Source organism: Paenibacillus graminis, assembly GCF_000758705.1.
GTDB lineage: Bacteria > Bacillota > Bacilli > Paenibacillales > Paenibacillaceae > Paenibacillus_AQ > Paenibacillus_AQ graminis.
In genome coordinates this window covers 5,868,709-5,893,135 of record NZ_CP009287.1, presented here as the reverse complement: position 1 = coordinate 5,893,135, position 24,427 = coordinate 5,868,709, and the positions used below count along the sequence as shown (strand labels likewise).

Genomic DNA, 24,427 nt, shown 5'->3' with positions numbered 1-24,427 from the left:
AAATAATGTGAAATTTTTTAACAGGGCGCAGCCGACGGCTGCGCTCTTTGTTTTGCGGAGGCGGCCAGCGGGCTTTTGTCCAAATTTGTGTGCGGAGGGAGACATTTGCCGTTACCCGGTCCAGCGGATTACATAGACTGTGATGTAACCCTCAGCCCGGAGACCATGCCCTGCAAGGAAGGTGGATGAGCTTGAAGCATAGACGTACATCTGCCCGCCGCACAGGGCGGCGGGCTTTGCGACCAACGCGGAGGATCTCCCGGCCGGTGCGCCCTGCCGCGCCGCGCCCTGCGGCCAATCACCCCGAGCCTTACGTGTCGGTAATCATTCCGGCCATGAATGAAGCGGGGACGATTGCCAAGGCGATTGCCGGAGCAAGGGGAGTTCATCCCCGCTGTGAGGTTATTGTTGTGGTTAACGGCTCTCTCGATAATACAGCAGACATTGCGTTGTCACAGGGGGCTCATGTCATTCTCTTCGAGCAGCCGCTCGGACATGATGTGGGACGCAGTATCGGAGCAGAAGCGGCTAAAGGACAGGTTTTGCTCTTCACCGACGGGGATCTTGTGATTCCCGCTTCACAGCTGCGACCCTTTGTGACCGCAGTCAGTCATGGTACAGATGTGGCTCTTAATGATTATTCCGGCCCGGTCCGCGGAAAATTCCCGCATCCGGTAGTGCTCTCCAAGCATGCACTCAACATTATGCTTGGCCGCTCTGATCTAAAAGGCTGCTCGCTGACGGCAGTGCCCCATGCGCTCAGCCGCAAAGCGCTCGCCGCGCTCGGAAGCGGCCTGCTGTCCAGACCGCCGCTCGCACACGCACAGGCTGTGCTTGACGGCCTGCTTGTGAAGGCAGTGCACAAGGTGCCTGTAGGCAGGCTGAATGCTGTCCGTCCCAAACAGGCGGGAGCGGATCCCTTGCGTGAGGTGATCCTCACGGACCATCTGGACGCGGCAGGCATGGTGCTTCAGCGAAAAGGCGAAAGAGCGGGCTTCAATGATGGAAACCGGCGAAGGGAGATGGTGAGATGACATCAGCTATGCTTGATCCTGCGTCCGGCTCCCGGCAAAAGGCTTATGCATCTTTCATCCGCCGCCCTGAACCCAAAGCCCGGCGGGCTTCACTTGTCTCCCGTAAGGGAGCAGCCGCACGGGGCCTTGCCAGATCTGCCGCCGCCATGTTCCAGACGGCGGGAGCTGCGCCTGCCCGCCGGACGGGGGCAGGCGGCACTGCTGGCAAGCGCAGGGCGGCCCAAGCTGGTGCGGCCGCCCGAACCGCGGTCCGGCGGAGCGCCGCCGGCAGTACTGCCGCCCGGCAAGCGGCAGGAAAGGCCACGCGCCCGGCGGGGGGGACTTCTGGCTCTGCCTCACGCGAAGCAGAGCTTTTGCTGCCGAATCTGCGCGGCTCGCTGTCGGTGATTATCTCGGCGCGCAATGAGGAGCGAACGCTGCCGGCACTGCTAAAGCAGGTACAACGCCTAAATCCGGCTGAGATCATTGTTGTACTGAACGGCTGCACCGATAACAGCTATGGCCTTGCCCGGATGTTCAAGCAGGCCACAGTGGTGCATTGCCCGGAATCCGCCGGGCATGATGTAGGGCGGGCGCTTGGGGCCAAGCTCAGCCGGGGCGACATCCTGCTGTTCCTGGATGGAGATATGGTCATTCCGGCTCCACAGCTGGCTGTTTTTGCATGGGCTGTGGACGGAGGCGTGGATGTCGCGCTGAATGACCTGGATGCGCTGCTGCCTTCGTTCGCCTTAAGCGATGATGTCACACGCTGCAAACTATATCTGAATAGTGTTCTGGGCAGAAGCGACCTGGGGGTCAGCTCGATGACTGCTGTCCCCCATGCCCTGTCGCGGCGGGCCCTGGAGCGGATCGGCTACCGTGAGCTGACGGTTCCGCCCAAAGCGCAGGCACTCTCGATCATAGAACATCTGAGAGTGGAGAAAGCGGGGAAGGTGAACGTTATTAAGCATAACCGGCTCCGCCAGGGAAACACCGGAGCAGGCAATGCTATGGAGCAACTGATTGTTGGGGATCATGCGGAAGCGCTGCTTAGGGTGCTTATGCACCGTAACGCCAGCGGGATAATCTCTGCTAAAAACCTGCAGGAGCAGCGGCGGCAATTGGCAGCCTGGAGGAACGGCGTATGACAATGACCAGTATTATTATTCCGACCTATAACAGGCTTGGCTTGCTCCGCTCCTGTGTGGAAGCGGTCAGGGCACACACTGGATTACCCTATGAAATTATTGTGATCGACAACGCTTCAACCGATGGAACAGACGCTTATTGCCGTGAGAACAAGCTGACCTTTATTTCTCTTCCCGAGAACAGGGGGTTCCCGGCGGCCTGTAATCTGGGTATGCAACTGGCCTCGGGCGATGAACTGCTGCTGCTGAACAATGACGTTATTGTATCGCGAGGCTGGCTTGCCCATTTGAAAAACGCCTTGTACAGTGCACCCGACGTCGGCATTGTAGGACCTGTAACGAACTATGCCAGCGGGCGTCAGCAGATAAAGGTGCCGTATACGGATATTTCGGGATTTCACGCCGAAGCGGAGAGGCTGAGTCTCCGGGGGCCGTCTGAATGGATCGGAACCCGGCGGCTGGTCGGCTTGTGCTTTTTATTTAAAAGAGAGCTGATGGACACCATCGGCCTTCTGGATGAGCGGTACTCCCCGGGACACTATGAAGACGATGACTACTGCTACCGCGCCCGGCTGCGGGGCTACCGTCTGCTTATTGCCGGGAATTGCCTGGTGCATCATGAAGGGAGTGCCAGCTTCAAGGAGGTTTACTCCTCACGGCTGCAGGAGCTGGTGGAACGCAATCGCAGGATTTTTATGGATAAATGGCATGCGGATCCGGCAGAGTTCATCTGAAAGGTTGACCCAAGGCTTAAGACACAGATAAAAAGGAGGAAAGTAAGTGAAAGGAGTCATACTGGCGGGCGGAACAGGATCAAGACTATATCCGCTGACCCGGCTTATGAACAAACATTTGCTTCCGGTCGGCAAATATCCTATGGTGTGTTACGGTATAGACCGGTTGCGCCGGGGGGGTATAACCGATATTCTCCTGGTCATCAGCAAGCAGTCCGCGGGGCAGTATACGGATTTTTTAGGCAGCGGGGCAGAGTTTGGCGTTTCTCTGACTTACAAAATTCAGGAGGCCGCCGGAGGCATTGCGGAAGCACTGGAGCTGGCGAAAGGATTCATTCTCCCGGGTGAGCGGTTTGTCGTACTGCTTGGTGACAATCTTTTTATGGATGATCTGGCGCCTTATGTGAAAAAGTATCTGCAGCAGCCTCCGGGGACAGCTAAAGTCTTGCTGAAACCGGTGGAAGATGCGCGGAGATACGGTGTTCCCGTGTTCGACAGCCAGGATACCGGCCTGATTGCCTACATCGAGGAGAAGCCTGAGCATCCAAAAACCAAATATTGCGTAACCGGCATTTATATGTACGATGAGGCTGTATTCGATATTATCCGGCGCGTATCGCCTTCCAAGAGAGGCGAGCTTGAGATCACTGATGTGAACAACATCTACGCCTCAAACCGTAGGCTTAGCTATGATGTGCTCAAGGAATGGTGGAGCGACGCCGGAACCTTTCAATCACTGCATGAAGCTGGAGAAAAGCTGAAAAACACGCTGCCGTGAGGCGCGTGTTTTTTAGTGTGTGCGCGGGTACCATCAGCGGCACGGCACACGCCCGCGGCTCCTCAGACAACGGCAGAAGTGCCGTTATTGAGGGGGAATCCGGCCATCCCGTAAACAGGTTATTGGATGAAACGAGAGGTGATAAAAGCTCTAATCTGGCGGTAAACGGGCTAGTTTGCATAATGAGAGGTATAAATACCTCTGATCTGGCGGTAAGTGGGGTAGTTGGCGAAATGAGAGGTAGAAATACCTCTGATCTGGCGGTAAGTGGGGTAGTTGGCGAAATGAGAGGTAGAAATACCTCTGATCTGGCGGTAAGTGGGGTAGTTTGCATAATGAGAGGTAAAAATACCTCTGATCTGGCGGTAAGTGGGGTAGTTTGCATAATGAGAAGTAAAAATACCTCTGATCTGGCGGTAAGTGGGGTAGTTTGCATAATGAGAGGTAAAAATACCTCTGATCTAGTGGTAAGTGGGGTAGTTGGCGAGATGAGAGGTAGAAATACCTCTGATCTGGCGGTAAGTGGGGTAGTTGGCGAAATGAGAGGTAGAAATACCTCTGATCTCCCCACGGCCCCTCAACAACGGAAGGACTACCGTTGTTAAGGGCAATAGCCGCCGCTCCCCGCAGGCAAGTGAGGCGCCGGTTTGCACCTCACTATCATTGTATCCCCTGCGGCTCACGCGGTTCACTATGCATCTGGCTCAGCGCGTATTAGACCCCGATTTCTGCCGGAGCCTGGGTGCCGGGCCTCGCAATCCGCCACCAGATCAGCTCTTCGGCCTCCCGGTGCTTTTGTGCGCCGAGGTGCCTAAGGACTTTGTGCGAGGCGGCATTGTCTTTTTCGGTATCGGCGATGACCCAGAGGGCCCGTGGATCGCTGAAAATCCAGCCGCAGATGCATTGTAGTGCCTCTGTAGCATATCCTTGTCTGCGGTGGCTCTCGTTGATTGTGTAACCTACAATAACTTCGCCCTGATCATTCGGGCAGCCCTTGAGGATGATAAAGCCGATCAGCCTCTGTTCTTCCCGCTGAATGACCGCCCAGTTGGTCAGCCATGGGTAGTTCAGCGGATCCTGAAGCACCCTGGAGTGTCTGACTTGCATAGCATACAGCATTTCATCATCCAATACGGTTCCACTGGCGTTCAGGTCAAAATCCCGCTCCAGTCCGGCGTAATTCAACTCCGCCAAGGATAGCTGGGCCAGTGTTAAAGGCCGCAGATCCAGGCGGGTGCTCTTGAGTTTCAATAGAGTATCCCCCAATCCGGCAGTAACGGCTTCAAATAGTAATATGGAAAAAAGTACAATCCATCCCCAGCATAATCTTGGCATCTCCACCTTGTCAATCCTTCATAGCCGCCCCTCTGCGGTTGCACCACATAAGGTTAATGTCTATGACTGCTCTGCCAATCCCTGCTACAAGTCTATTCTGATGCATGGCATCCTGCATGGAAATCTGGCCGGTTCCGGTTCCGCTCTTTTATCTAAAATCTGCAATTTAACCCGGTGCCTCCCGGCAACTTCCTGCAAAGCCCAGCACCGTAAGGGCTTCTGCCGCATATACTGTAGCAGGGCGTTTGAGCAAAGGAGACATGAAGGTGCAGAGTAAAATAACGAAAGTCCTGCAGCACATGGCCCATACGCACGAACAGATGGCACGGATTCTCGACGCCGAACGCCACGTAGCCGTCCGTATGTCGCAAATTGTCCATGATCTGCCGGATGTAGAGCCTGATTTTGGCGGATTCAGCGGACTGGTGGAAAGCACGGGTCAGGTCAACAAAAATATTATTGCCTACCTGAACGCGATTGCTGATCTGGAAGAGGCAATGGCTGAAGGGGTGGGCAGGGTGATCAAGGAATTGAACGGCCAGGAAGAAGAGTAGCGCTTACAGAGCAGGAGGTGGAAGATGAGCAGAGAAAAAGCTTATCTGCAAATGCTGGAGTCGTCCGCTACTATCCAGTGGAACATCGCAATGATTCTTGAGGCCAAGGCGGTGGAAGCGGAAAAAGTGAAGCAGTGGACGCAGCATCATATCCACGCTAGAGCGTTCGACTCCCATGAAGAACAGCTTAAGGAAACGATCTCTATTCACGAAGTAATCGTGGAAATGGTTGAAGGGCTGACCAAGCTGGAAAATGGGTTGTACAGCAATTTAAAAGCGGTGCTGGGCAGCGGTGAAGAAGGCGGAGACGGCGGAGAAGGTTTTGGCGGCATGTCCGGCGAGGGCTTCGATTTCGGAGAAGACAGCAAATGACCAGCGGGCTGCTCTCTGAACACGCCGTCAAGCTGGAGATGATCCGCTCCATTGCCCGCAGCCAGGCTGCGCTTGCGGCCATCTTGGAGAGTATCGCCGAGGTTACGGGGCAATCGGAGCTGACAGCCCGCAAGCTCAGCGACAATATCCGGATTCTGAGCCAATATCAGAGCGCGATGTGCCGGATGATGTCCGGTATTTCGCTGCATCGGCCGAAACGGGGAAATCCTGCTGCGCCATGGCTGAGTCCAGCTTGCGCAGGCGGTACCGCGAGAAGTACATGGAGTACAGGAGGAGTAGAAGGATGAAGAGAAAGAAGCTGGGAAAGGTGCGCCCGGGCAGCAGAACCCGCAGACGCACACTGCTGTTGTCGCGCAAAGCCAGAATCCGCAGAGGTCTTTCACGCAAAACGGGCAGAGGACTGGCGCTCCGGACCGGCAAGACCAAGAGAGGCCTCTTGCTGCGGAGAAAAAGAAGACTTCGCCGCCGGCTTGTCCGCAGAGTGCAGGTCATTCAACCGCCGGTGCAGGTCGTTCAGCCGCCGGTAGAAGTAGTGGCGGCGGTCGAGGTTCCGCCCGTGGCGCAGGTGGTGCCGCTCCCCCCGGATCTGGGCGTCCCTCCGGAAACGCCCCCGGGAGACGCCTTTCAGCAGGGCTACACCGAAGCATACAACGTGGGGTTCGACGCGGGTTTCGCCAAGGGCTTCGAGGACGGGCATAAGCTGGAGCTGGGCTAAGAGGCCTGGAGTAACAGGATAAGGGTGCTCTATAGAGGTGGCATGCCGTATACCGCACCCGCCTCTATAGAGCTTGGCGCGGATGGCATCCACACTTTCGATACTGCTCCCGGATATGGTAGACTTCTTAACAGAATCTTTACCAGGTTCAAATGCCGATAGGAAGCAGGGATGTACATGAGTGGGGAGAAGATACGTAATGCACGCAGAGATGAGATTGGAGCGATCATGGAGCTGATTGCCAAATGTGTACAGGTCATGCAGGCCGGCGGAAGCGACCAGTGGAATGAGAGCTACCCGAACAAAGAGGTCATCTCGGAGGATGTAGACAAAGGCACGCTGTATGTCTGCGAAGAGCAGGGAGCCATTGCCGGTATTATTGTGCTGGACGAGGAACAGGCGGAGCAGTACGATGCCATTGACTGGGCTCAGGGGCAGGGGCCGCACCTGATTATGCACCGGCTGGCAGTTCATCCTGAGGTGCAGGGCAAAGGGATTGCGCGCAAGCTGATTGCTTTTGCCGAAGAACATGCCCGGAGCAGCGGCTATACCAGCATCCGGCTGGATACCTACGCCAAGAATGCAAAAGCGCTGGCGCTGTATCCCTCGCTCGGCTATGAACACAGAGGTGTAGTGGATTTTCCCGGGCGCACAGCGGACTTTTCTGTATTCGAGAAAGTGCTCACAGCCAGCGGAAATAATGGACAAGCCAATTAACCGTTAACGGGAGTTCCCTTATGAGATCAGCAGAGAATGTTGCTCGAAAATAAATGTAATATAACATGACGTATAATCGGTAAAAATCTTGGTTTTTCATCAAAATATATCTAATATTAATTTTATGTTATTTTATATAACGTACATTGACATTAAAGCTGTCTTTAATTTATGATAGGGTTATTCAGCAAGCAATTGAATAATCCTTTTTTTCGTATATCCTTAATAATTGGTTTAAGGGTCTCTACCGGGAACCGTAAATTTCTGGCTACGAAAATATGCCCAGGCATATTTTTGTGGCCTTTTTGTGTTAAGGGCGGTTATGGATTGTACAAGACAAGGGGGACGATGAAGATGGCAAATATCCTGATCCGGAACGCAGAGATTATCACTATGAACAAGCAGGAGGAAATCATCTATGGAGATATCCGCATCAGGGACAACCTGATTGCCGAGATCGGCAGCGGCCTTGTGGAGCAGGGGGATGAGCGGGTGATTGACGCCAAAAACCGTACCGTCATTCCCGGTTTTGTACAGACACATATCCATCTCTGCCAGACGCTCTTCCGGGGCAAGGGGGATGATCTGGAGCTGATGGACTGGCTGCGCAAGCGGATTTGGCCGCTTGAAGCAGCGCATGACGAGGAGTCGCTGTATTATTCCGCCATGCTGGGTATCGGAGAGCTGATTTCCAGCGGTACAACGACAATTGTGGATATGGAGACAGTACATCATACGGATTTTGCGTTTCAGGCGCTCGCGGGGAGCGGCATCCGCGCCTTGTCCGGCAAGGTGATGATGGACCAGAAGAATGCGGATGCGCCAGCGGCCCTGCAGGAGGAGACGGCTGCTTCGCTCCAGGAGAGCGTGGATTTGCTGGAAAAATGGAACGGGTACGGCAACGGCCGGATTCAATATGCGTTCTCGCCGCGTTTTGTCATCTCCTGCACCGAGCCGCTGCTGCGGGAAGTGCGTGACCTGTCCGAACGCTATGGGGTCAAGGTGCACACCCATGCTTCCGAGAACCTGGGGGAAATTGAGATCGTTCAGGCCATGACCGGCATGCGCAACATTGTCTACCTGGATCATCTGGGGCTGGCGAACGAACGTCTGATTCTGGCGCATTGTGTCTGGCTGGATGATGAGGAACGGCGCATTTTGCGTGACCGCGGGGTTCATGTCAGCCATTGCCCGGGCTCCAATCTGAAGCTGGCTTCCGGCATCGCGGATACACCCGGCATGCTGCATGACCACATTCATCTCAGCCTGGGCGCAGACGGGGCGCCGTGCAACAACAACCTGGATATGTTCAATGAAATGCGGCTGGCCGCCATAATTCAGAAGCCGCTGCATGGACCGACCACGATGGATGCGAGAAGTGTCTTCCGGATGGCAACCATCGGCGGAGCTAAGGCTGTGGGCATGGAGGATCAGATCGGCAGCATCGAGGCAGGCAAAAAAGCGGACCTGGCCATTCTGAATCTCTACAACTTCCACACCTTCCCATCCTTCGATGTAGACCCGATCTCCCGTATTGTCTATTCCGCAACGCGGGCCGATGTGGAAACAACGGTCATTGACGGTGAAATCCTCATGGATAAAGGGCTGCTGAAGACGGTAGACAAGGACACTGTGCTGCATGAAGCCAACCGCTCCATCAAAAGGCTGCTGGCGCGCACATCGCTTGCTTAATCCTTAGTCGTATGAAAAACTACAGGTGTACACACCGCATACTCATGGCTTTGACCGCTTGCAAGGCTGCCGTTATAATTTGCAGATGGAATTTCCCGGTCACGCGGATGCAGCGCAGGATAACAACTAATGAAATAATGTAACCAGCAGAGGGGATAGGCCCTCTGCTTTTTTTTGCGGTTCCGGGAACCGTTTCCGGGAATCAAGGTTCACGGAAGCGGCCGCTGATAAAGTCATTATGCAAGTGCGAAGCGGCGCACCGGTACCGGAACGGGCAGGCCATAAGCTGCGGCTAAGCTTCATAGCGGCTGCGATCATTCTGCTGCTGGCCGGAGCCGGAGCGTACCTGCAGCAGAAAGGACTTCTGGGGGAAGGCAGACAGGCCGGCGTGTTCTACCAGGAGGTGAAGACCCCAGACCTCACCGGCGCCGGACTCCGCAAGACAGCCGAGCGCATCATGCAGGAGCAGCTTGGAAAGAAGCTTCCTTTTGTGAGTTTGGAGCGGCTGCAAGAAGCGGAGCAGGCCTCCGTTATTTTTAGAATAGGGGTAGCACGGTAACAGGAGCGGTATTGCGGATGAACATGAATGCTTCCCTTCTCCCCGCAGAGACGGATAAAGATCTTATACTGGCAGCTAAGAAGACCATGCAGGAAAGCTGGCGCAAGTGACACGGCAAATTGCCGGAGGCAAGGATGAACTCATACTAAATTATAGACATGGGAATTATGCCTCCTCTTTTTTAGAGTATTAGGGCTTATAGGCCGCCCAAAAGCCGTTCAAACTTGTGATTCAGGATTGATTTGTTATACTAAAGAAATCTGAGATTTTACAGAAAAAGAGAATTGGGTTAACAAATCAACTACAAGTTACAGAGGAGAAGTTATGAACGAGAACAAACCTGTGCGGGTAGGGGGGCATTTCTATATCGTGGCAGGGCTGGTCTGGCTGAAGCTGCTGCTGCTGCGGGGGCTGTTTTTTGACCGGATTGCCTGGGAATGGATTGCCGCGGATTTGGCGCCCGTGCTGCTGCTGATGGGAATCCTGGCACTGGTCATTCCGGCGCGGATGAAGACTGGGGTCTATTGGGCTTTTAACGGCCTGCTGTCGCTGCTGCTGTTTGCGGCAAGCGTCTATTTCAACCATTTCGGCTCCGTTCCAACCTACCTGGCCTTTTATGAGTTGAATCAGGTGTTTCAGGTGAAAGAAAGTGTAGAATCTACAATCCAGAGCATTGATTATCTGTTTTTTGCGGATCTGGTGATTGCAGGCTTCTACAGGCTGTTCCGCAGATGGAAAAGAGGGCCGGCCCTTCCGCTGCGCCGCTATGTATCACCTGGAGCGCGGAGAGTGCAGTGGATCGTCATCCTTGTGTCCATTATCGGCGGCGGTGCACTATCGGCCTACTCGGTTCATGCGGCCCGCGGTGTTACCAATGAGCTGGTGCAGGCGGAGAGCGCCGGGTTTCTGAACTATGAGGTGTTCGCGGCGATGAAATCCCAGGAGGACAACGGCCTCATCGGCACCGGGGACATCCGGGAGACGATTGCGAAGGTTGACGCGCTGGAGGCTGCTTATCCTTACAGCAGCAAGCCTGCAGGGACAGTGCCGGAATATTTCGGTTCGCAAAAGAACAAAAATGTAATTGTGATCCAGATGGAGGCTTTTCAGAACTTTCCGCTGCATCAGTCACTGGATGGCCAGGAGCTGACACCGGTGCTGAACCGCTTGGCCGGCGAGGGGTTTTATTTCCCGCATGTCTATCAGCAGATCGGAGCGGGCAACACCTCGGATGCGGAATTTATGAGCAATACCTCCATTTATCCGATTGCAACGCTGGCGATGTCCACAGGCTTCGGAGACCGGGTGCTGCCAAGTCTGCCGCGCCTTTTGCGGGATAAAGGCTATGAGGCGTACACTTTTCATGTGAACAAGGTGGGCTTCTGGAACCGCAATGAGCTGTATCCGGCGCTGGGTTTCAATGGCTACTATGAAAAGGGCGATTTCAAAAATGATCATTTCAACGCCTTCGGCGCTTCCGATGAGCAGCTGTATAAGACGGCTGTGGAGAAGCTGGCAGTACTTCAGTCCAAGGGGACGCCATTTTATGCCCAGCTGGTGACGGCTTCGAGCCATCATCCCTTCAAGATCCCCAATGCCTTCAAAAGAATCACCCTGCCGGACTCTTTGCAGAATACGATGCTCGGTGACTATCTGACCGCTATCAACTATACGGACTACGCTATCGGCACCTTAATTGACGGGCTGAAGCAGAATGGACTCTGGGACCATACGGTCCTGGTGCTGTACGGCGATCATTTCGGGCTGCAGCCCAAGGATGTTCCCCCGGAACAGGTGGAGGAAGCGCTTGGAATCCCTTACGATTCACGGATCAGCCGCTTCAATATACCGCTGATTATCCATGTGCCGGGCTTGGCCCAGGGCCAGGTTGTCAAGCAGACAGGGGGGCAGTTGGATATTTTGCCGACCCTCGCCAATCTGCTGGGGGTATCGCTGAAGCAGGAAGGGTTCACGGCCTTTGGGCATGATCTGCTTAATATTGACCGCAATGTGGTTGGCATGCGCTATTATTCACCAACAGGCTCTTTCTTCAACAATGAGATTATGTTCGTGCCTGGCAAGGGCTTCGCAGACGGCGAGGCGGTGTCGCTGGATACGCTCCAGCCGGTAGCGGATATCCATAAATATCAGAGCGACTATGAATATATTCTGAAGCTGATGGGCTTATCGGATGAATATGTGAAGCTGCTTCCGCAGCGGTAGGGAGAAACTATGAAAAGAATATTCAAAGCAGAAATTCTCATTGCTCTTGCGGGCTGTGGCCTGATCATCTATTTGCTGTTTGTGCAGCCGTTCGTCGGTGTTGCCGATAATGGTGACTTCGAACGGATGATGAACACAGTAGGACTGGATTACTATAATGCCGCGGAAAGTTATGCCGACCGCTTTTTCAGCTTCAGCCATTCGAGATTTGCCTATGAAAATTTGTTCCAGGGCTTCTATCCGTCCTCGCAAATTCTGCTGGTGCTGGTGCCGAGACTGCTGGCCGGGCTGGTGCACGGCAGTTATTTTGATATCCGCCTGCTGGCGGCAGTGTATGCGCTATTGCTGCTCGCGGCGACCTGGATGATCGTCAAGCTGGGCGGCAGCTGCTCCTATATTACGGGACTGCTGCTCGGTGCTGGAATGCTTATCGTGTTTTACGACATCGGGTATCTGGCCTACTTCAATTCACTGTTTGGCGAGCCGGTATCGATGGTGTCCATGCTGCTTACTTTTGCACTGGGACTCAGGCTGGCAGGACAGGAGCGGCCGACAACCAAAGGGCTGACCCTGTTTTTTATCGCTGTATTGTTTCTGGTCTGCTCCAAAATCCAGAATGCCCCGGTGGGCATTGCCTTTTCTCTGATCTTCCTGCGGCTGATGACGCTGAACGGAACGGGGAGCTGGCGCAAGCTGGCCATGCGGTTCGCGGTCGCGGTATGTCTTGTCTCGGTGATTATGTATGTGGCTGCACCCAAAGAGCTGAAGCATATCAACCTGTATCAGACGGTGTTCTTCGGAATTTTGAACGGGTCGCCGGATGTGAGGGGGGACTTGCGCGAGCTGGGTTTGCCGGAGAAGCTGGAAGTGCTGGCAGGCACGAACTATTTCCAGTCGGGTACGGCGATCAAGCAGGATGATCCGTCGCTTCAGGCGGATTTCTATAACCGGGTGTCCCATAAGGATGTGCTCTTCTTCTATATCAAACATCCCTCGCGGCTGGCAGAGGGCATGAAATATGCTGCACAGAACAGCATGGACCTGCGTCCCTATTACTTGGGAAACTATGAGAAGTCTGAAGGCCGGCCGGAACAGGCATTATCCTATACGTACAGCACCTGGAGCCAGTTCAAAAGAGAAGTGCTGCCGCATTCGCTTGGCTTTCTAGCTGTTTTCTATCTTCTCTATTATGCCGGAGTTCTGTTCGAGTATTTCCGCAGCCGGGATCTGCGTGGACGGATTGCAGGCGAGCTGCTGATGCTGCTGGGCCTGATTGGACTATTTTCTTTCCTGGTACCGATTATGGGGGATGGCAGGGCAGACATCGGGAAGCACTTGTTTCTGTTCAACGTCAGCTTCGATATGATGGCTGTGGTGATATTCGGCTGGGTAGTCCACAAGCTTGTGCGGCTGGTACAATCCGTTGCCGGGAAAAGCGGCCGTTATGGGAGATAAACAGTATCAGGCACGAATTGAGCAAGCCAGAAAAGAACTGCATGCGTTGGCCTTGGAGCTAGGCATCCAGCATCCCAGGGTGCTCAGCCAATCGGTGAAGCTGGACGTGCTGATCAACGAGTATATTGATTGTCAGGCTGATGATGACGGGGAGTTCTCCAGGAGAGGTCACTAGAGTATTATTTCGGAAATGTCAAAAGACACTTGTACAGGGAAGGGAACAACCTGTGCAGGTGTCTTTTTGTGTACTGAGCGAGAGCGGGCTGACACCTGAAAAAGTTGAGGGATGTGGGGGATGAAATGCGGTACGTTCTACAATAATCTGGCTTCCGGAAAAGACGTAGGTATGAGAAATGCTGCACGAAAAACAACAAGCTGGCGTCTGGAGCGGCAGCAGTGCAAGAAAAGCAGCATTTCGTGCAGCAATCCGCCGCCTGAGCCGCAGCAGCGCATGAAATGCTAAATTCTGTACCACTTTTCAGGCAGTTGGGGGGAGTTGTTCCGTTATCCTTTTCCGCCGTCTCCCAACAGCTCGCGCAGCATTCCCGCACGGTCGTTCATGAATGCTTTGGTTACGGTGTAGTGCTCCGTTTCCTCCAAAGTGACAGGCCGGATACCCTCGCCCTCCAGCAGGTATATATCTGCCCCGGGGTAGGACATCAGAATCGGCGAGTGAGTGGCGATGATGAACTGTGATTGCTGCTCTGCCAGCTCGTGCATGCGCACCAGCAGCGACATCTGCCGCAGCGGGGAGAGGGCTGCTTCCGGCTCGTCGAGTATATAGAGGCCTTGTCCGCCAAAGCGGTGGACAAAGGCGGAAAAAAACGATTCGCCGTGAGACTGCTCATGCAGTGACTTGCCCCCGTAGGAATTTTTGATCAAAGGGCTCTTTACCGGTTCTCCCGGCTCTACAGGCTCTTCATCCAACTGGTCAATATAGGATGCCACATTATAGTAGCTCTCCGCACGCAGAAAGAAGCCGTCCCTTGGGCGTCTCACCCCTTTGGCAAGCCGCAGATACTTATGCAGGCTGGAATGTGAGGAGCGGGTGTTGAATGAGAAGTTCAGCGTTCCGCCTTCGGGGTTAAAGCCCCAGGCTGCAGCAATACCTTCCAGCAGTGTTGATTTCCCCGTCCCGTTCTCACCCGCAAGAAACGTAACCCGCTTCTGAAAAGCCAGCCGGTTAAAGCTGCGGATCACCGGCAAATCAAACGGATAGGCCTGAAAAGAAGGGACCCGTTCACGCGTCAGCTCCGCATGGCGGATGTAGAGCATGGCGTTATCCATTGCATACATTGTCCCACTCTCCCAATCTCTTTAATAGACTCTCATTTGCTTCCATAATTGTAGCCCGAGTGGAACCAATCTGCAAAGGTTCGGGCAACTTGGGCAATAGACAGGGGGCATATGCCAATTTCAGCGGGATACAGACAGATGTCCATGAGGCGGATGCTGACTCCGCATATAGTTATACTGTCTTGAGAATATAACGGGGCAGGGTGAAAGCCGTGAAATCAGAAAAGAGAAAAGTGCATCCACGGGATTACCGCGACGGTTATCAGGAAGGCTACCGCCTCGGCCTGTGTGAAGCCGTGAAACGCCTGAATCTTCCGGAGGTGGGGGCATGCCGGCCGCTCAAGCTGATGTATGTGCCGCAGGGATTTCAAGCGATTGATACGGGAATAACGGAAGCGCTGGGGCAGCTTGTCAGCGAACTGGTCATCAGCTCACCGGAGACCATGCTGGAGGTAGCCGCCCGCGAGTCGCCGGGAGCTGTGCTGGTCATGAATGGACTGCATGTGTTCCCCGAGAATCATCTGGATCAGATCACGGAAATTCGGAAACTGGGAATCCCTACAGCTATCTGGTTCGTGGATGATCCTTATTTTACGGAGGATACATCGGTGATTTGCCGGCATTATGATCATGTCTTTACACATGAATTGGCTTGTGTGGAGTTCTACCATGACCTCGGAGTGAGTTCTGTACATTACCTTCCGCTCTGTGTGAATCCGCAGATGTTCTACCCGCGCCGCACCGGTCCGCAGTATCAATATGATGTTGTTTTTATCGGCAATGCCTTCCGCAACCGGACAGTGCTGTTTGACGGGCTGGCTCCGTTTCTCCAAGGCAAGAAGGTGCTGATCGCCGGAGGGTTCTGGGAACGGCTGTCCGCCTATGAGGAGCTGTCACCTTTTATCAAAGACGGCTTCATTCCTCCCGAGGAGACCGCAAATTATTACAGCGGTGCCAAGCTGGTCATTAATATTCACCGTCCGTGGGAGGGCGGGCAGGACAACCGGAACTCTTTCCAGCTTCCCTCCCGTTCCATTAATCCGCGAACCTATGAAATCAGTGCCTGCGGGACCATGCAGCTGACCGATGTCCGCGAGGATCTGGGCAATTATTACCGTCCGGGCAGGGATTTGGATACCTTTGAAAACCCCGACGAGCTGAAGTACAAAATCGACTACTATCTGAAGCATGAGAAGGAACGCCAGCAGATCGCACTTCAGGGACTGCGGACGACCCTGCGCCATCATACCTTTACTTCCCGGCTGCCTCACTTGCTGAATGTTCTGACAGCACAAGTATGATATCCAAATACGGATTAAAGGAGCGAATAATCTATGAATAATAATTTTATCATGCCTGCACCGCCGCTGCCGCGAACACCGGCGGAAGAAGAGAAGCTCCGGGGCCGCCTGTCCGGCTTCAAGATAGGATACGATGAAGGCTACCTGCGGGGAAGACTCACCATCCTGGATGGCCGCCCGGAGGAGCCGCTTCCGGTTCGCAATATTCATGTGATGTACGTGGCATCAGGTAAAGGTTATCCGTACTCGCCGCTCGATGATGCGGTCCTCTATGCGCTGCAAAAATTGACCACTCAGGTCACGATTACCGATGTGCGGCAGAATCTGGTGGAGCTTGCGGATGCGCAGCGCCCTGATCTTGTGCTGGTTTTGGATGGAATGGATCTGCCGCTTGACCAAGTGGCCGTCCTGCGCGGCAAAGGCATCAAGACAGCCATTTGGCTTACAGATGATCCTTACTATACGGACTTCACAGTAAAAATTGTAGCCCACTACGATTATGTGTTCACGCTGGAAAAGAATTGTGTGGAATTCTACCGCGGCTTGGGATGCCCGGAGGTGCATTATCTGCCCTTTGCTGCCCACAGGGAGCATTACCGCCCGACAACCGGACGTTCACCGGTCAGCCGGGATATCAGCTTTATTGGTTCGGCGTATTGGAACAGAGTTCACTTCTTCCGTGAAATTATGCCGGAGCTGATGAGCTATAACACAGTCATCAACGGCATTTGGTGGGATCGGCTGCCGGAGGCGCCGCTCTATGGGGAGCGCATAGAGATCGGCAAATGGATGACGCCGCAGGAGACAGCAGTCACCTATAGCGGCTCCAAAATCGTCATTAATCTCCACCGCTCCCACATCGACGAGGCAGCGAATAACAACACTTTATTGATTCCTGCCGTTTCACCGAATCCGCGCACCTTTGAAATTGCGGCCAGCGGAACCCTGCAGCTGTGTGACGCAAGAGATGACATGGGCTCCTTTTATACCATAGGTGAAGAGATCGATACGTTCGCCAGCCCGCGCGAAATGATGGATAAAATCCGCTATTACCTGACACATGAAGAGGAACGCCGCGCGATGGCTCTGCGCGCTTTTGAGCGTACGCTTAAGGACCACACGTATACCAGACGCCTGCATAAGCTGTTGACTTTAATTTATGGCTAGGCAGTACGGAGCGCATGGGAAATGTGCGTATATCCGGGGGACAGGTGTCGTGCCGGCATCTGTTCCCTCTCAATATACTACTGGAGTACCGGGCAATGGCGTTTGGCGGCAGAATACCTGCTTTGGCCGCCGCGGTGCCCAACAGTCCAACACAAGCAGTGCAAGTTTTACAGCAAGACATGAACGGTAAAATTAGCTCCGTAAAACTAAGCGGATGCTTCCGAAGCAAGTTTTTACTGCGAAGTTAATTCAAGTTGCAATGCTCCGTAAAACTAAGCGTATGCTTCCGAAGCGAGTTTTACTGCGAAGTTAATTCAAGTTGCAATGCTCCGTAAAACTTTTAGGGAGGTGAATGGCTGCTCCACAGCCCTGTCAAGGAGCGCCGACACACCATGGCCGACAAAGCGACAATCGTGCTCTTTTCCCATGTATCCAATACACGCAGCATTACAGGAGCGGAGAAGCTGCTGCTGTTCTTCAGCCGGGAGCTGTCCCCCTACTTCAACTGCATTCTCGTGGCACCCCAGGAAGGCAAGCTGACCCGGCAGGCGCGTAAAAATGGATTGAATGTACAGCTGCTGACCATTCCTCTGGTCTACGGGATGTACACACCCTATGCCGGGCTGGAGCCGGATATCCGCAAATTCCAGGAGAAACGTGAGTATTGCGAGCTGGTAGAGTGGCTCGGCGCACTGCGCCCGGCGTTTATTATCTCCAGCACCTGTGTTCATGCTTTGCCGGCGATGGCGGCGAAATCACTGGGCATCCCCGTGGTGTGGAAGATCTCGGAGACCATCACAGACAACGATTTCACATCAATCAGCACGGAATTGATCCACAAGAACAGCGATGAGATTCTGGCCATTTCCCATACGGCAGCGTCTTGCTTTCCCGAGGATATCCGCGAGGAGAAGGTAACGCAGCTTCCCCCGTCGTGGAATGATTCGGAGATGATGTTCGAAGCCTGGAGCAAGCTGCGGAGCGAACGCCGCCGTGAATTACGGGTTGCCCCCAAAGAGCCGCTTATCGGTTATATTTCTTCATTTATTAATAAAGAAAAGGGTCTGGAGCATTTCGTAAAAATGGCTGTTCTTGTATCGAAGCATCATCCTGAGGCAAAATTCATGGTCGTCGGGACACCGGGGGATAAAAGCTACTATGAGCGCTGCGTCCGCAAGGTAAAGCTGGAAGGCCTGACCTCACATTTCAAATTCTTAGGCTATGAAGAAAGTCTTCCGGAAGTCTATTGCGCCATGGATATGCTGGTGGTTCCCAGCCTGATCCGCGAGGGTTTCGGCATGACTGCGCTGGAAGGCCTGGCCTTTGGCAAGCCGGTAGTGGCTTATGCATCCGGCGGCTTATACGAAATTCTCCATGCTGCCGGATGCGGCGAACTGCTCGCCCCTGTGGGAGACATCGACCAGCTCGCACAGCGGGTGAACAGCATGCTGGCGGTGCCGGGGCTGGCAGCCGTCGTCGGCAGCCTGGCGCGGGAGCGCGTCGACGCCGTCTATGGACCGGCGGCCTACCGCGTACGGCTGCAAGGCCTTGCGGAGAGATGGAATCTCCGCTATTGCCCCGCGCTGCCGGAGCCTGCCGGCGCACCGGAGCTCCCCGCTGCTGCCGAAGCTTCGGACAGCAGCGAGCCTGTCCCGCCGCCGCAGCCGGAGCCGGCGCGGCAAAGCCCGGCAAGCCGCGCAGCACGGCTGCGGCGCGGCAGGCTCCGGCGCGGCAAGCTCCGCCGCGCCACATCCCGGGCGCGCAGCCGTCCGCGCCCCGGCCGTAAGCGGCGCGCCGCACGGAGCGCGCGCCGGAGGAGCAGCGGCGGCAAGCACCGCCGCACGGGCCATGCCCGCCGCCAGGCGAAGCGGCGGCGCAAAGCGGCCTAGGCCTGCACGCCGCCGGGGAAGGCGTGCCCTGCGAGTGCTGCGCGGCGGCGAATGCGCAGCTGCCCGCCCCGCGCGCAGACGCACCAGCACCGACTGAAGGCTGTTGATTCCGCCTACCTGTGCGAAGGATCAGGCTCGGAGTTTGCGTAAGGAACGTACGTATCTTCTCGGTGCTCCTTGGCTGAGTGAAGTGGAAAAAGTACCACTAATTTGCCGAAAACCATGATGTTACGCAAACTAAGTGGAAAAAGTATTGCTATTTTGGCTCATTTTACTCCTAATGGACAAATACGGCCGAATTAAGTTTACTTTTTCCACCTAAATCTCACGATTGATTATTTCAGGGAGAAATAACTTCACTTTTTACCACACGTAATGGAATTACCGGCAAAAATGCCGTTAAATCCGCCGCGTACGCACCAGTCATCGCACCTAACACAAGCAAAAATGCCGTTAAATTCGCCGCCAACGCACCAGTCATCGCACCCAACACCGGCAAAAATGCCGTTAAATCCGCCGCCAACGCACCAGCCATCGCACCCAACACCGGCAAAATGCCGTTAAATCCGCACCAACGCACCAGTCATCGCACCTAACACCGGCAAAAGCTGTTAAATTCCGCCGCCAACGCACCAGTCATCGCACCTAACACCGGCAAATGCCGTTAATCCGCCGATCAACGCACCAGTCTTCGTGCTAACACCGGCAAATGCCGCTCAATCGGGCCACCGGCATGCCAGTCGCATCCAATGACGGGCTAACCCGGGCGCGCCGTGGCTTAACACCAGCCCGCTGCACAATCCTGCGGCAGGCCAACACCCAAAGGGGAGTGAACCCATGAAGATCATGACGATTTTGGGCACACGGCCCGAGATCATCCGCCTAAGTGTCATTATTCCGCTGCTCGATGAGCATGCGGAGCAGCATGTGCTGGTGCATACGGGACAGAACTTCACCGCCAGCCTCAGCGGGATTTTCTTTGCCGAGCTGGGGTTGAGGGCACCGGATTATGTGCTTCAGGATAAGCAGGCCGGGCTTGGCGGGCAGCTTGCCGCCATGTTCGGGAGTCTGGAGAGCATTCTGCTCAAAGAGCGGCCGGACCGGATTCTGCTTCTGGGAGATACGAACAGCGCGCTGTGCGCAATCCTTGCCGAGCGGATGGGCATACCTGTGGTGCATATGGAAGCGGGAAACCGCTGCTACGATTTGAAAGTGCCGGAGGAGAAAAACCGCCGTGTCATAGACGCTGTTTCCACCATAAATATGCCCTATACCCAGCAGAGCAAGCGGCATCTGCTCAGCGAAGGATTCCCTAGCCAGCGCATTGTTTTAACCGGAAATCCGATTCATGAAGTAATCAAGCATTATAACCGGCAGATCGGAGCCAGCGATATTCTGGACCGGCTGAACCTTCTGGCAGGACAGTACTTTCTGGTTACAGCCCACCGGGCCGAAAATGTGGATGATCCCGGTTCGCTGCTGCAGATTATGTCCGGACTGAACCTGGTGGCAGAGCATTTTGGCCTCCGCCTGATCTGCAGCATCCATCCCCGTACGCGTTCCAAGCTGGCGGAGCAATTCAAGCTTGAGATGAACCCGCTGGTGGAGTTTCATGAGCCTTTTGGATTTTTTGATTTTGTCCATTTGGAGCAGTATGCCCTGTGCGCGATCACTGACAGCGGAACCGTTCAGGAGGAATGCTGCCTGATGGGGGTGCCGACAGTAACCATCCGCCGGACCACAGAACGTCCGGAAACGGTGGACTGTGGAAGCAACGTAGTTTCAGGGGTGGAGCAGGAGAGCATATTGCGCTGTACCCGTCTGATGACGTCAATGAGTCCCGAATGGGAGGCGCCGGAAGGCTATATGACTCCGGATGTCTCTGTTAAGGTAGTCAAATTTTTGCTTGGAGGGAACCTGCATGTTCAATAATAAAAGGATTTTGGTTACAGGCGGAACCGGTTCCTGGGGGCATGAACTCATCCGGCAGCTTTTGCCGCAGAACCCGAAAGAGATTGTCATATTCTCACGCAGCGAGTCTGCTCAAGTGGCCATGAGCCGCGAATATGAGGATTCCCGCCTCAGCTTCATCATCGGCGATATCCGTGACAAGGACGCTTTGGTGGCGGCTTGCCGGGGCATCGATTATGTCTTTCATCTGGCGGCCCTCAAGCATGTTCCCGTCTGCGAAGACCAGCCGTATGAAGCGCTCAAGACCAACGTGGTCGGAACCCAGAACGTCATTGAGGCAGCCATTGCCAGCAATGTGGAAAAAGCGATTTACATCTCTACCGACAAAGCTGCCAATCCCTCTAATTTCTATGGAATGACCAAAGCGATCGGAGAAAAGCTGTTCGTCTACGCCAACCTGCTGGGCTCGCAAACCCGGTTCGTGACAGTGCGCGGCGGCAATGTGCTGGGAACTAACGGCAGTGTGGTTCATCTGTTCATGAAGCAGATTAAGGACAAGGGACAGGTGCGGATTACGGATATGAAAATGACCCGCTTCTTCTTCACCCTGCGCGATGCCATCACCCTGCTGTTCAAAGCCTCCGAAGTCAGTCTCGGTGGTGAAATCTTTGTAATGACCATGCCAACCTGCCGGATCGTGGATCTCGCTGAAGTACTGATTGAAGCTTCCGGCAGACGGGATGTGAGCATGATTGAAGCGGGTATCCGCCCTGGCGAAAAAATTCATGAGATTCTGATGAGTGATTTCGAAAGCCAGACGACGGTTGTCTACGATGAGCAGTATCTGGTCATTCTGCCCACATTGGATATGCCTGAACTCAAAGCCCATTACAGCAGATATCCGCATGTTTCCTTCAACAGCTTCAGCTCCGAGAACAACCTGATGGACCAGGAGGAGATCAAGGACATCCTGATCCGGGGAGGGTTCCTAGAGTGAAGCTGCTTATCCTCGGTGGAAACGGTATGGCGGGTCATATGCTGGCGGATTATTTCCGCCGTCAAGGCAAGCATCACGTCTTCCATACAACCCGGGATAAGAGTGATCTTGGCGGGCTGTATATAGATGCTGATGATATTGCCGGAGTTGAAAAGCTGGTCGAAATTGTCTCTCCCCATTGCATCATCAATGCGCTGGGCGTGCTGAATCAATTTGCCGAACGGGACCGGATCGGTGCCTACCATGTGAACGGGTTCCTGCCTCACCGTCTCCGCCGCGCGGCGGACGGTGTTCATGCCCGGCTCATCCATATCAGTACCGACTGCGTGTTCGAAGGAACACGCGGCGGTTATACAGAAGACGATACGCCTGACGGCACATCCGTGTATGCAATCACCAAAAGTCTTGGAGAAGTGCGGGAGCCCGGGCACCTGACGATCCGAACCTCAATCATTGGCCCGGAAATCCGCTCTTCGGGCATCGGGCTGATGGAATGGTTCCTGGCCCAGCGGGGGCCGGTGTCCGGATACCGGCGGGTGATGTGGAACGGGGTCACTACACTGGAGCTGGCCAAAGCTGTAGATGCCCTGCTGGAACCGGAGATCTCCGGGCTGATTCATCTGGCCCATCCGCAGCCGGTCAGCAAATATGAGCTGCTCCGGCACATGCAGGAAGCCTTCAACAAAGAGGATGTTGAAATTATTCCCGAGTCTGCGCATATTCAGGACCGCACATTGGTCAGCACGAGAGCGGATGTGCAGGTGCAGCTGCCGCCGTACCCAGTGATGCTGGCAGAACTGGCGGCCTGGATGAAACAGCCGGCGATGTCGACATGAGGGCGCGGAGAATTCTGATTACCGGAGCTTCCGGCTTTACCGGAAGGCATGCCGTAGCTTACTTTCATGCAGCAGGAGCGGAAGTGACCGCTGTGATTCGGAGTGCTGCAGCAGCTTCCGGCATTTTTCCCGCAGGTGTGAAGCGGCAGATCTGTGATTTGAGCGACCGCCGGGCGGTAAATTCGATGATTGAGGAGGTAGAGCCGGAAGAAGTACTGCACCTCGCCGGCAAAAACTCAGTCCCGGAATCCTGGCAGGACCCGCTGCTCTATATGGAAACGAACGTCATGTCTACGCTCTATTTGCTTGAGGGATTGCGCACCCGGCCGGCCCGCCGCATTCTGGTGGCCGGCTCCCGGCTTAAGTTCAAGCCGGGCTTAGCGGGGGGACCGCCTCATCCATACAGTCTGAGCAAAACCCTGGAGGAGCTGGTATCTCTGGCCTGGTGCACACTGTTCAAACAGCCGGTGCTGCTTGCGGAACCCTGCAATCTGATCGGGCCCGGCCCTTCTACAGGATTCTGCTCTTTGCTGGCGCAGCATATTGTACGCAGTGAGGCCGCTGCAGGCACTTCTGAAACGCTTCCGCCGTTTAGGCTTTCCTCACGGTTTGCCCTCAGGGACTTTCTTGATGTGAGGGATGCGGTCAGAGCCTATGACTATATTCTGCGCAGTGGCGAGCCGGGGAAGATCTACCGCATTGATTCCGGCACCCAGCGGGGACTTGGCGCGGTTGCCGGGCAATTGCTGGCACATGCGGCTGCTCCGGTGGCGATGGATTGGGGTCCGGTTGACGCGGGTGACGAACAGGAGCCTGCTCCATCCGCAGCTGCCGTTCCGGCTGTGTTGTCCAGCGCATTAGTTAATCAAGAAGAATTATCCGCATCCCCCGAGGACAATGCCGCCAGGCTCGGCTGGAGCCCGCTGATTGAGCTGTCCCGTTCACTTGCGGATATTGTGGACTATTACCGGGCGAGCAGAGAAGGAGGTGCTTCATGAAACCGAGGGTATCCGTGGTGATTCCTTTTTACAATTGCCCTTATATCGAGCAGGCACTGCAAAGTGCCTTGAACCAATCCTGGCAGCCTCATGAGATCATCGTTGTCGACGACGGCTCCACCATGCACACAGACCGGATTACACCATATCTTCCCAATATCCACTACCTGGGCAAGGCGAATGGAGGGACTGCCTCCGCACTGAATCACGGGATCCGTCATGCATCAGGAGACTATATTGTCTGGCTCAGCTCGGATGATATGTTTTACCGTGACAAGATTAACAATCAAGTGCTGTTCATGGATCAGAACCGCCTGCTGATCACTTACACCAACTTCAATTATATTAATGAAAGCACACAGCTGATTGAGCTCAATGCGGCAGCGGTATTTCCAAGTCATCTTGACTATTTGCGCTGTTTCCTGCAGGGCAATCCGATTAATGGCTGTACCGTAATGTTCAAGCGGGAGCTGTTCGGCGCTATTGGGCTGTTCGATGAGTCGTTGCCCTATACCCATGATTATGACCTGTGGTTCCGGGCGATTCTGAACGGATATCCGCCTGTGATGCTGAATCAGTCCCTGACTGCCTACCGGCGGCATGACGGAATGGGGACACTCAAGCATTATGATGCCATTATGGCTGAGGCTGCAGCGACCAATGCCCGTTACAACCCCATGCTCCGCAGTTTAATTGCCTCCATGGGCGGCTGAGCA

The 24,427-nt window shown here is 54.6% G+C and carries 26 protein-coding genes and 1 riboswitch; of the genes, 23 read left to right on the top strand and 3 right to left on the bottom strand.

The features are described 5' to 3' along the window. Positions 1-185: 185 nt before the first annotated feature. The 4 genes from PGRAT_RS25505 to PGRAT_RS25485 are packed head-to-tail and all read left to right on the top strand — an operon-like array spanning position 186 to position 3,673. Positions 186-1,034 carry a glycosyltransferase family 2 protein gene (locus PGRAT_RS25505; protein ID WP_036706262.1) on the top strand — a complete coding sequence of 283 codons (849 nt, stop codon included), beginning with the start codon at positions 186-188 and terminating at the stop codon, positions 1,032-1,034. Beyond that, positions 1,031-2,161, top strand: a complete 1,131-nt coding sequence (locus tag PGRAT_RS25495) for a glycosyltransferase family 2 protein (RefSeq protein ID WP_244884038.1) — start codon at positions 1,031-1,033, stop codon at positions 2,159-2,161. The genes PGRAT_RS25505 and PGRAT_RS25495 overlap by 4 nt, the downstream gene beginning before the upstream one ends. Then, positions 2,158-2,895, top strand: a complete 738-nt coding sequence (locus PGRAT_RS25490) for a glycosyltransferase family 2 protein (protein WP_025706973.1) — start codon at positions 2,158-2,160, stop codon at positions 2,893-2,895. Before PGRAT_RS25495 ends, PGRAT_RS25490 begins: the two co-directional genes overlap by 4 nt. Positions 2,896-2,941: 46 nt before the next feature. Beyond that, positions 2,942-3,673, top strand: coding sequence for a sugar phosphate nucleotidyltransferase (locus PGRAT_RS25485; protein ID WP_025706972.1), 732 nt, complete (start codon positions 2,942-2,944; stop codon positions 3,671-3,673). A 714-nt stretch (positions 3,674-4,387) separates the two neighbouring features. Here the strand turns inward: PGRAT_RS25485 and PGRAT_RS25475 are convergent. After that, positions 4,388-4,924 carry a GNAT family N-acetyltransferase gene (locus PGRAT_RS25475; protein ID WP_025706969.1) on the bottom strand — a complete coding sequence of 179 codons (537 nt, stop codon included), beginning with the start codon at positions 4,922-4,924 and terminating at the stop codon, positions 4,388-4,390. Positions 4,925-5,268: 344 nt separating this feature from the next. Between PGRAT_RS25475 and PGRAT_RS25470 the strand changes: the two genes are divergently transcribed. The 11 genes from PGRAT_RS25470 to PGRAT_RS33525 all read left to right on the top strand — a co-directional run bounded on the left by PGRAT_RS25470 (position 5,269) and on the right by PGRAT_RS33525 (position 13,779). Beyond that, positions 5,269-5,562, top strand: a complete 294-nt coding sequence (locus PGRAT_RS25470) for a nucleoside-diphosphate sugar epimerase (RefSeq protein WP_081758892.1) — start codon at positions 5,269-5,271, stop codon at positions 5,560-5,562. Positions 5,563-5,586: 24 nt separating this feature from the next. Continuing rightward, entirely contained in the window at positions 5,587-5,934 is a 348-nt protein-coding gene (locus PGRAT_RS25465; protein ID WP_025706967.1) for an alpha-helical endospore appendage domain-containing protein, read from the top strand. Further along, entirely contained in the window at positions 5,931-6,242 is a 312-nt protein-coding gene (locus PGRAT_RS25460; RefSeq protein ID WP_025706966.1) for a hypothetical protein, read from the top strand. The genes PGRAT_RS25465 and PGRAT_RS25460 overlap by 4 nt, the downstream gene beginning before the upstream one ends. Beyond that, a complete protein-coding gene (locus PGRAT_RS25455) occupies positions 6,239-6,670 on the top strand; it encodes a hypothetical protein (protein WP_042267396.1) in 432 nt (143 codons plus the stop codon). Before PGRAT_RS25460 ends, PGRAT_RS25455 begins: the two co-directional genes overlap by 4 nt. A 177-nt stretch (positions 6,671-6,847) precedes the next feature. Further along, entirely contained in the window at positions 6,848-7,387 is a 540-nt protein-coding gene (locus PGRAT_RS25450) for a GNAT family N-acetyltransferase (protein WP_025703312.1), read from the top strand. Between the two features lie 192 nt (positions 7,388-7,579). Continuing rightward, positions 7,580-7,678: riboswitch (purine riboswitch) on the top strand. A 63-nt stretch (positions 7,679-7,741) separates the two neighbouring features. Then, complete coding sequence (locus tag PGRAT_RS25445; RefSeq protein ID WP_025703311.1) at positions 7,742-9,079, top strand: 5'-deoxyadenosine deaminase; 1,338 nt, start codon at positions 7,742-7,744, stop codon at positions 9,077-9,079. Positions 9,080-9,317: 238 nt separating this feature from the next. Continuing rightward, positions 9,318-9,638, top strand: coding sequence for a hypothetical protein (locus tag PGRAT_RS25440; protein ID WP_025703310.1), 321 nt, complete (start codon positions 9,318-9,320; stop codon positions 9,636-9,638). A 324-nt stretch (positions 9,639-9,962) separates the two neighbouring features. Beyond that, complete coding sequence (locus tag PGRAT_RS25435) at positions 9,963-11,861, top strand: LTA synthase family protein (RefSeq protein ID WP_025703309.1); 1,899 nt, start codon at positions 9,963-9,965, stop codon at positions 11,859-11,861. Positions 11,862-11,870: 9 nt separating this feature from the next. Continuing rightward, positions 11,871-13,316, top strand: a complete 1,446-nt coding sequence (wsfD, locus tag PGRAT_RS25430; protein WP_025703308.1) for a glycan biosynthesis hexose transferase WsfD — start codon at positions 11,871-11,873, stop codon at positions 13,314-13,316. Then, positions 13,306-13,491 carry an aspartyl-phosphate phosphatase Spo0E family protein gene (locus PGRAT_RS25425; protein ID WP_025703307.1) on the top strand — a complete coding sequence of 62 codons (186 nt, stop codon included), beginning with the start codon at positions 13,306-13,308 and terminating at the stop codon, positions 13,489-13,491. The genes wsfD and PGRAT_RS25425 overlap by 11 nt, the downstream gene beginning before the upstream one ends. Before the next feature lie 120 nt (positions 13,492-13,611). Continuing rightward, positions 13,612-13,779, top strand: coding sequence for a hypothetical protein (locus tag PGRAT_RS33525; protein WP_155990293.1), 168 nt, complete (start codon positions 13,612-13,614; stop codon positions 13,777-13,779). A 41-nt stretch (positions 13,780-13,820) separates the two neighbouring features. Here PGRAT_RS33525 and PGRAT_RS25420 read toward each other — a convergent pair whose 3' ends face one another. Continuing rightward, a complete protein-coding gene (locus PGRAT_RS25420; RefSeq protein WP_025703306.1) occupies positions 13,821-14,603 on the bottom strand; it encodes an AAA family ATPase in 783 nt (260 codons plus the stop codon). A gap of 212 nt (positions 14,604-14,815) precedes the next feature. Here PGRAT_RS25420 and PGRAT_RS25415 point away from each other — a divergent pair, with 212 nt between their 5' ends. The 3 genes from PGRAT_RS25415 (at position 14,816) to PGRAT_RS31295 (ending at position 18,969) form a co-directional block, all read left to right on the top strand. Then, on the top strand, positions 14,816-15,913 hold the full coding sequence (locus PGRAT_RS25415) for a CgeB family protein (RefSeq protein WP_025703305.1): 1,098 nt from the start codon (positions 14,816-14,818) through the stop codon (positions 15,911-15,913). Positions 15,914-15,946: 33 nt separating this feature from the next. Further along, positions 15,947-17,080, top strand: a complete 1,134-nt coding sequence (locus PGRAT_RS25410; RefSeq protein WP_025703304.1) for a CgeB family protein — start codon at positions 15,947-15,949, stop codon at positions 17,078-17,080. Positions 17,081-17,472: 392 nt separating this feature from the next. Next, positions 17,473-18,969, top strand: coding sequence for a glycosyltransferase (locus PGRAT_RS31295; RefSeq protein ID WP_052415732.1), 1,497 nt, complete (start codon positions 17,473-17,475; stop codon positions 18,967-18,969). 340 nt (positions 18,970-19,309) lie between these two features. Here the strand turns inward: PGRAT_RS31295 and PGRAT_RS25400 are convergent, their stop codons facing one another. Further along, positions 19,310-19,504 carry a hypothetical protein gene (locus PGRAT_RS25400; protein ID WP_167337236.1) on the bottom strand — a complete coding sequence of 65 codons (195 nt, stop codon included), beginning with the start codon at positions 19,502-19,504 and terminating at the stop codon, positions 19,310-19,312. 302 nt (positions 19,505-19,806) lie between these two features. Between PGRAT_RS25400 and wecB the strand changes: the two genes are divergently transcribed. From wecB to PGRAT_RS25375, 5 genes are read left to right on the top strand one after another with little or no spacing between them, the layout of a single operon-like run. Then, positions 19,807-20,901 carry a non-hydrolyzing UDP-N-acetylglucosamine 2-epimerase gene (gene wecB, locus PGRAT_RS25395; RefSeq protein ID WP_025703607.1) on the top strand — a complete coding sequence of 365 codons (1,095 nt, stop codon included), beginning with the start codon at positions 19,807-19,809 and terminating at the stop codon, positions 20,899-20,901. After that, positions 20,891-21,877, top strand: a complete 987-nt coding sequence (locus tag PGRAT_RS25390) for a polysaccharide biosynthesis protein (protein ID WP_025703606.1) — start codon at positions 20,891-20,893, stop codon at positions 21,875-21,877. The genes wecB and PGRAT_RS25390 overlap by 11 nt, the downstream gene beginning before the upstream one ends. Further along, positions 21,874-22,713, top strand: a complete 840-nt coding sequence (locus tag PGRAT_RS25385; RefSeq protein WP_042267390.1) for a dTDP-4-dehydrorhamnose reductase family protein — start codon at positions 21,874-21,876, stop codon at positions 22,711-22,713. Before PGRAT_RS25390 ends, PGRAT_RS25385 begins: the two co-directional genes overlap by 4 nt. Then, on the top strand, positions 22,710-23,711 hold the full coding sequence (locus PGRAT_RS25380) for an SDR family oxidoreductase (protein ID WP_036706122.1): 1,002 nt from the start codon (positions 22,710-22,712) through the stop codon (positions 23,709-23,711). The genes PGRAT_RS25385 and PGRAT_RS25380 overlap by 4 nt, the downstream gene beginning before the upstream one ends. Then, positions 23,708-24,424 carry a glycosyltransferase gene (locus PGRAT_RS25375; protein WP_025707791.1) on the top strand — a complete coding sequence of 239 codons (717 nt, stop codon included), beginning with the start codon at positions 23,708-23,710 and terminating at the stop codon, positions 24,422-24,424. Before PGRAT_RS25380 ends, PGRAT_RS25375 begins: the two co-directional genes overlap by 4 nt. The last annotated feature ends 3 nt before the right edge of the window (positions 24,425-24,427 follow it).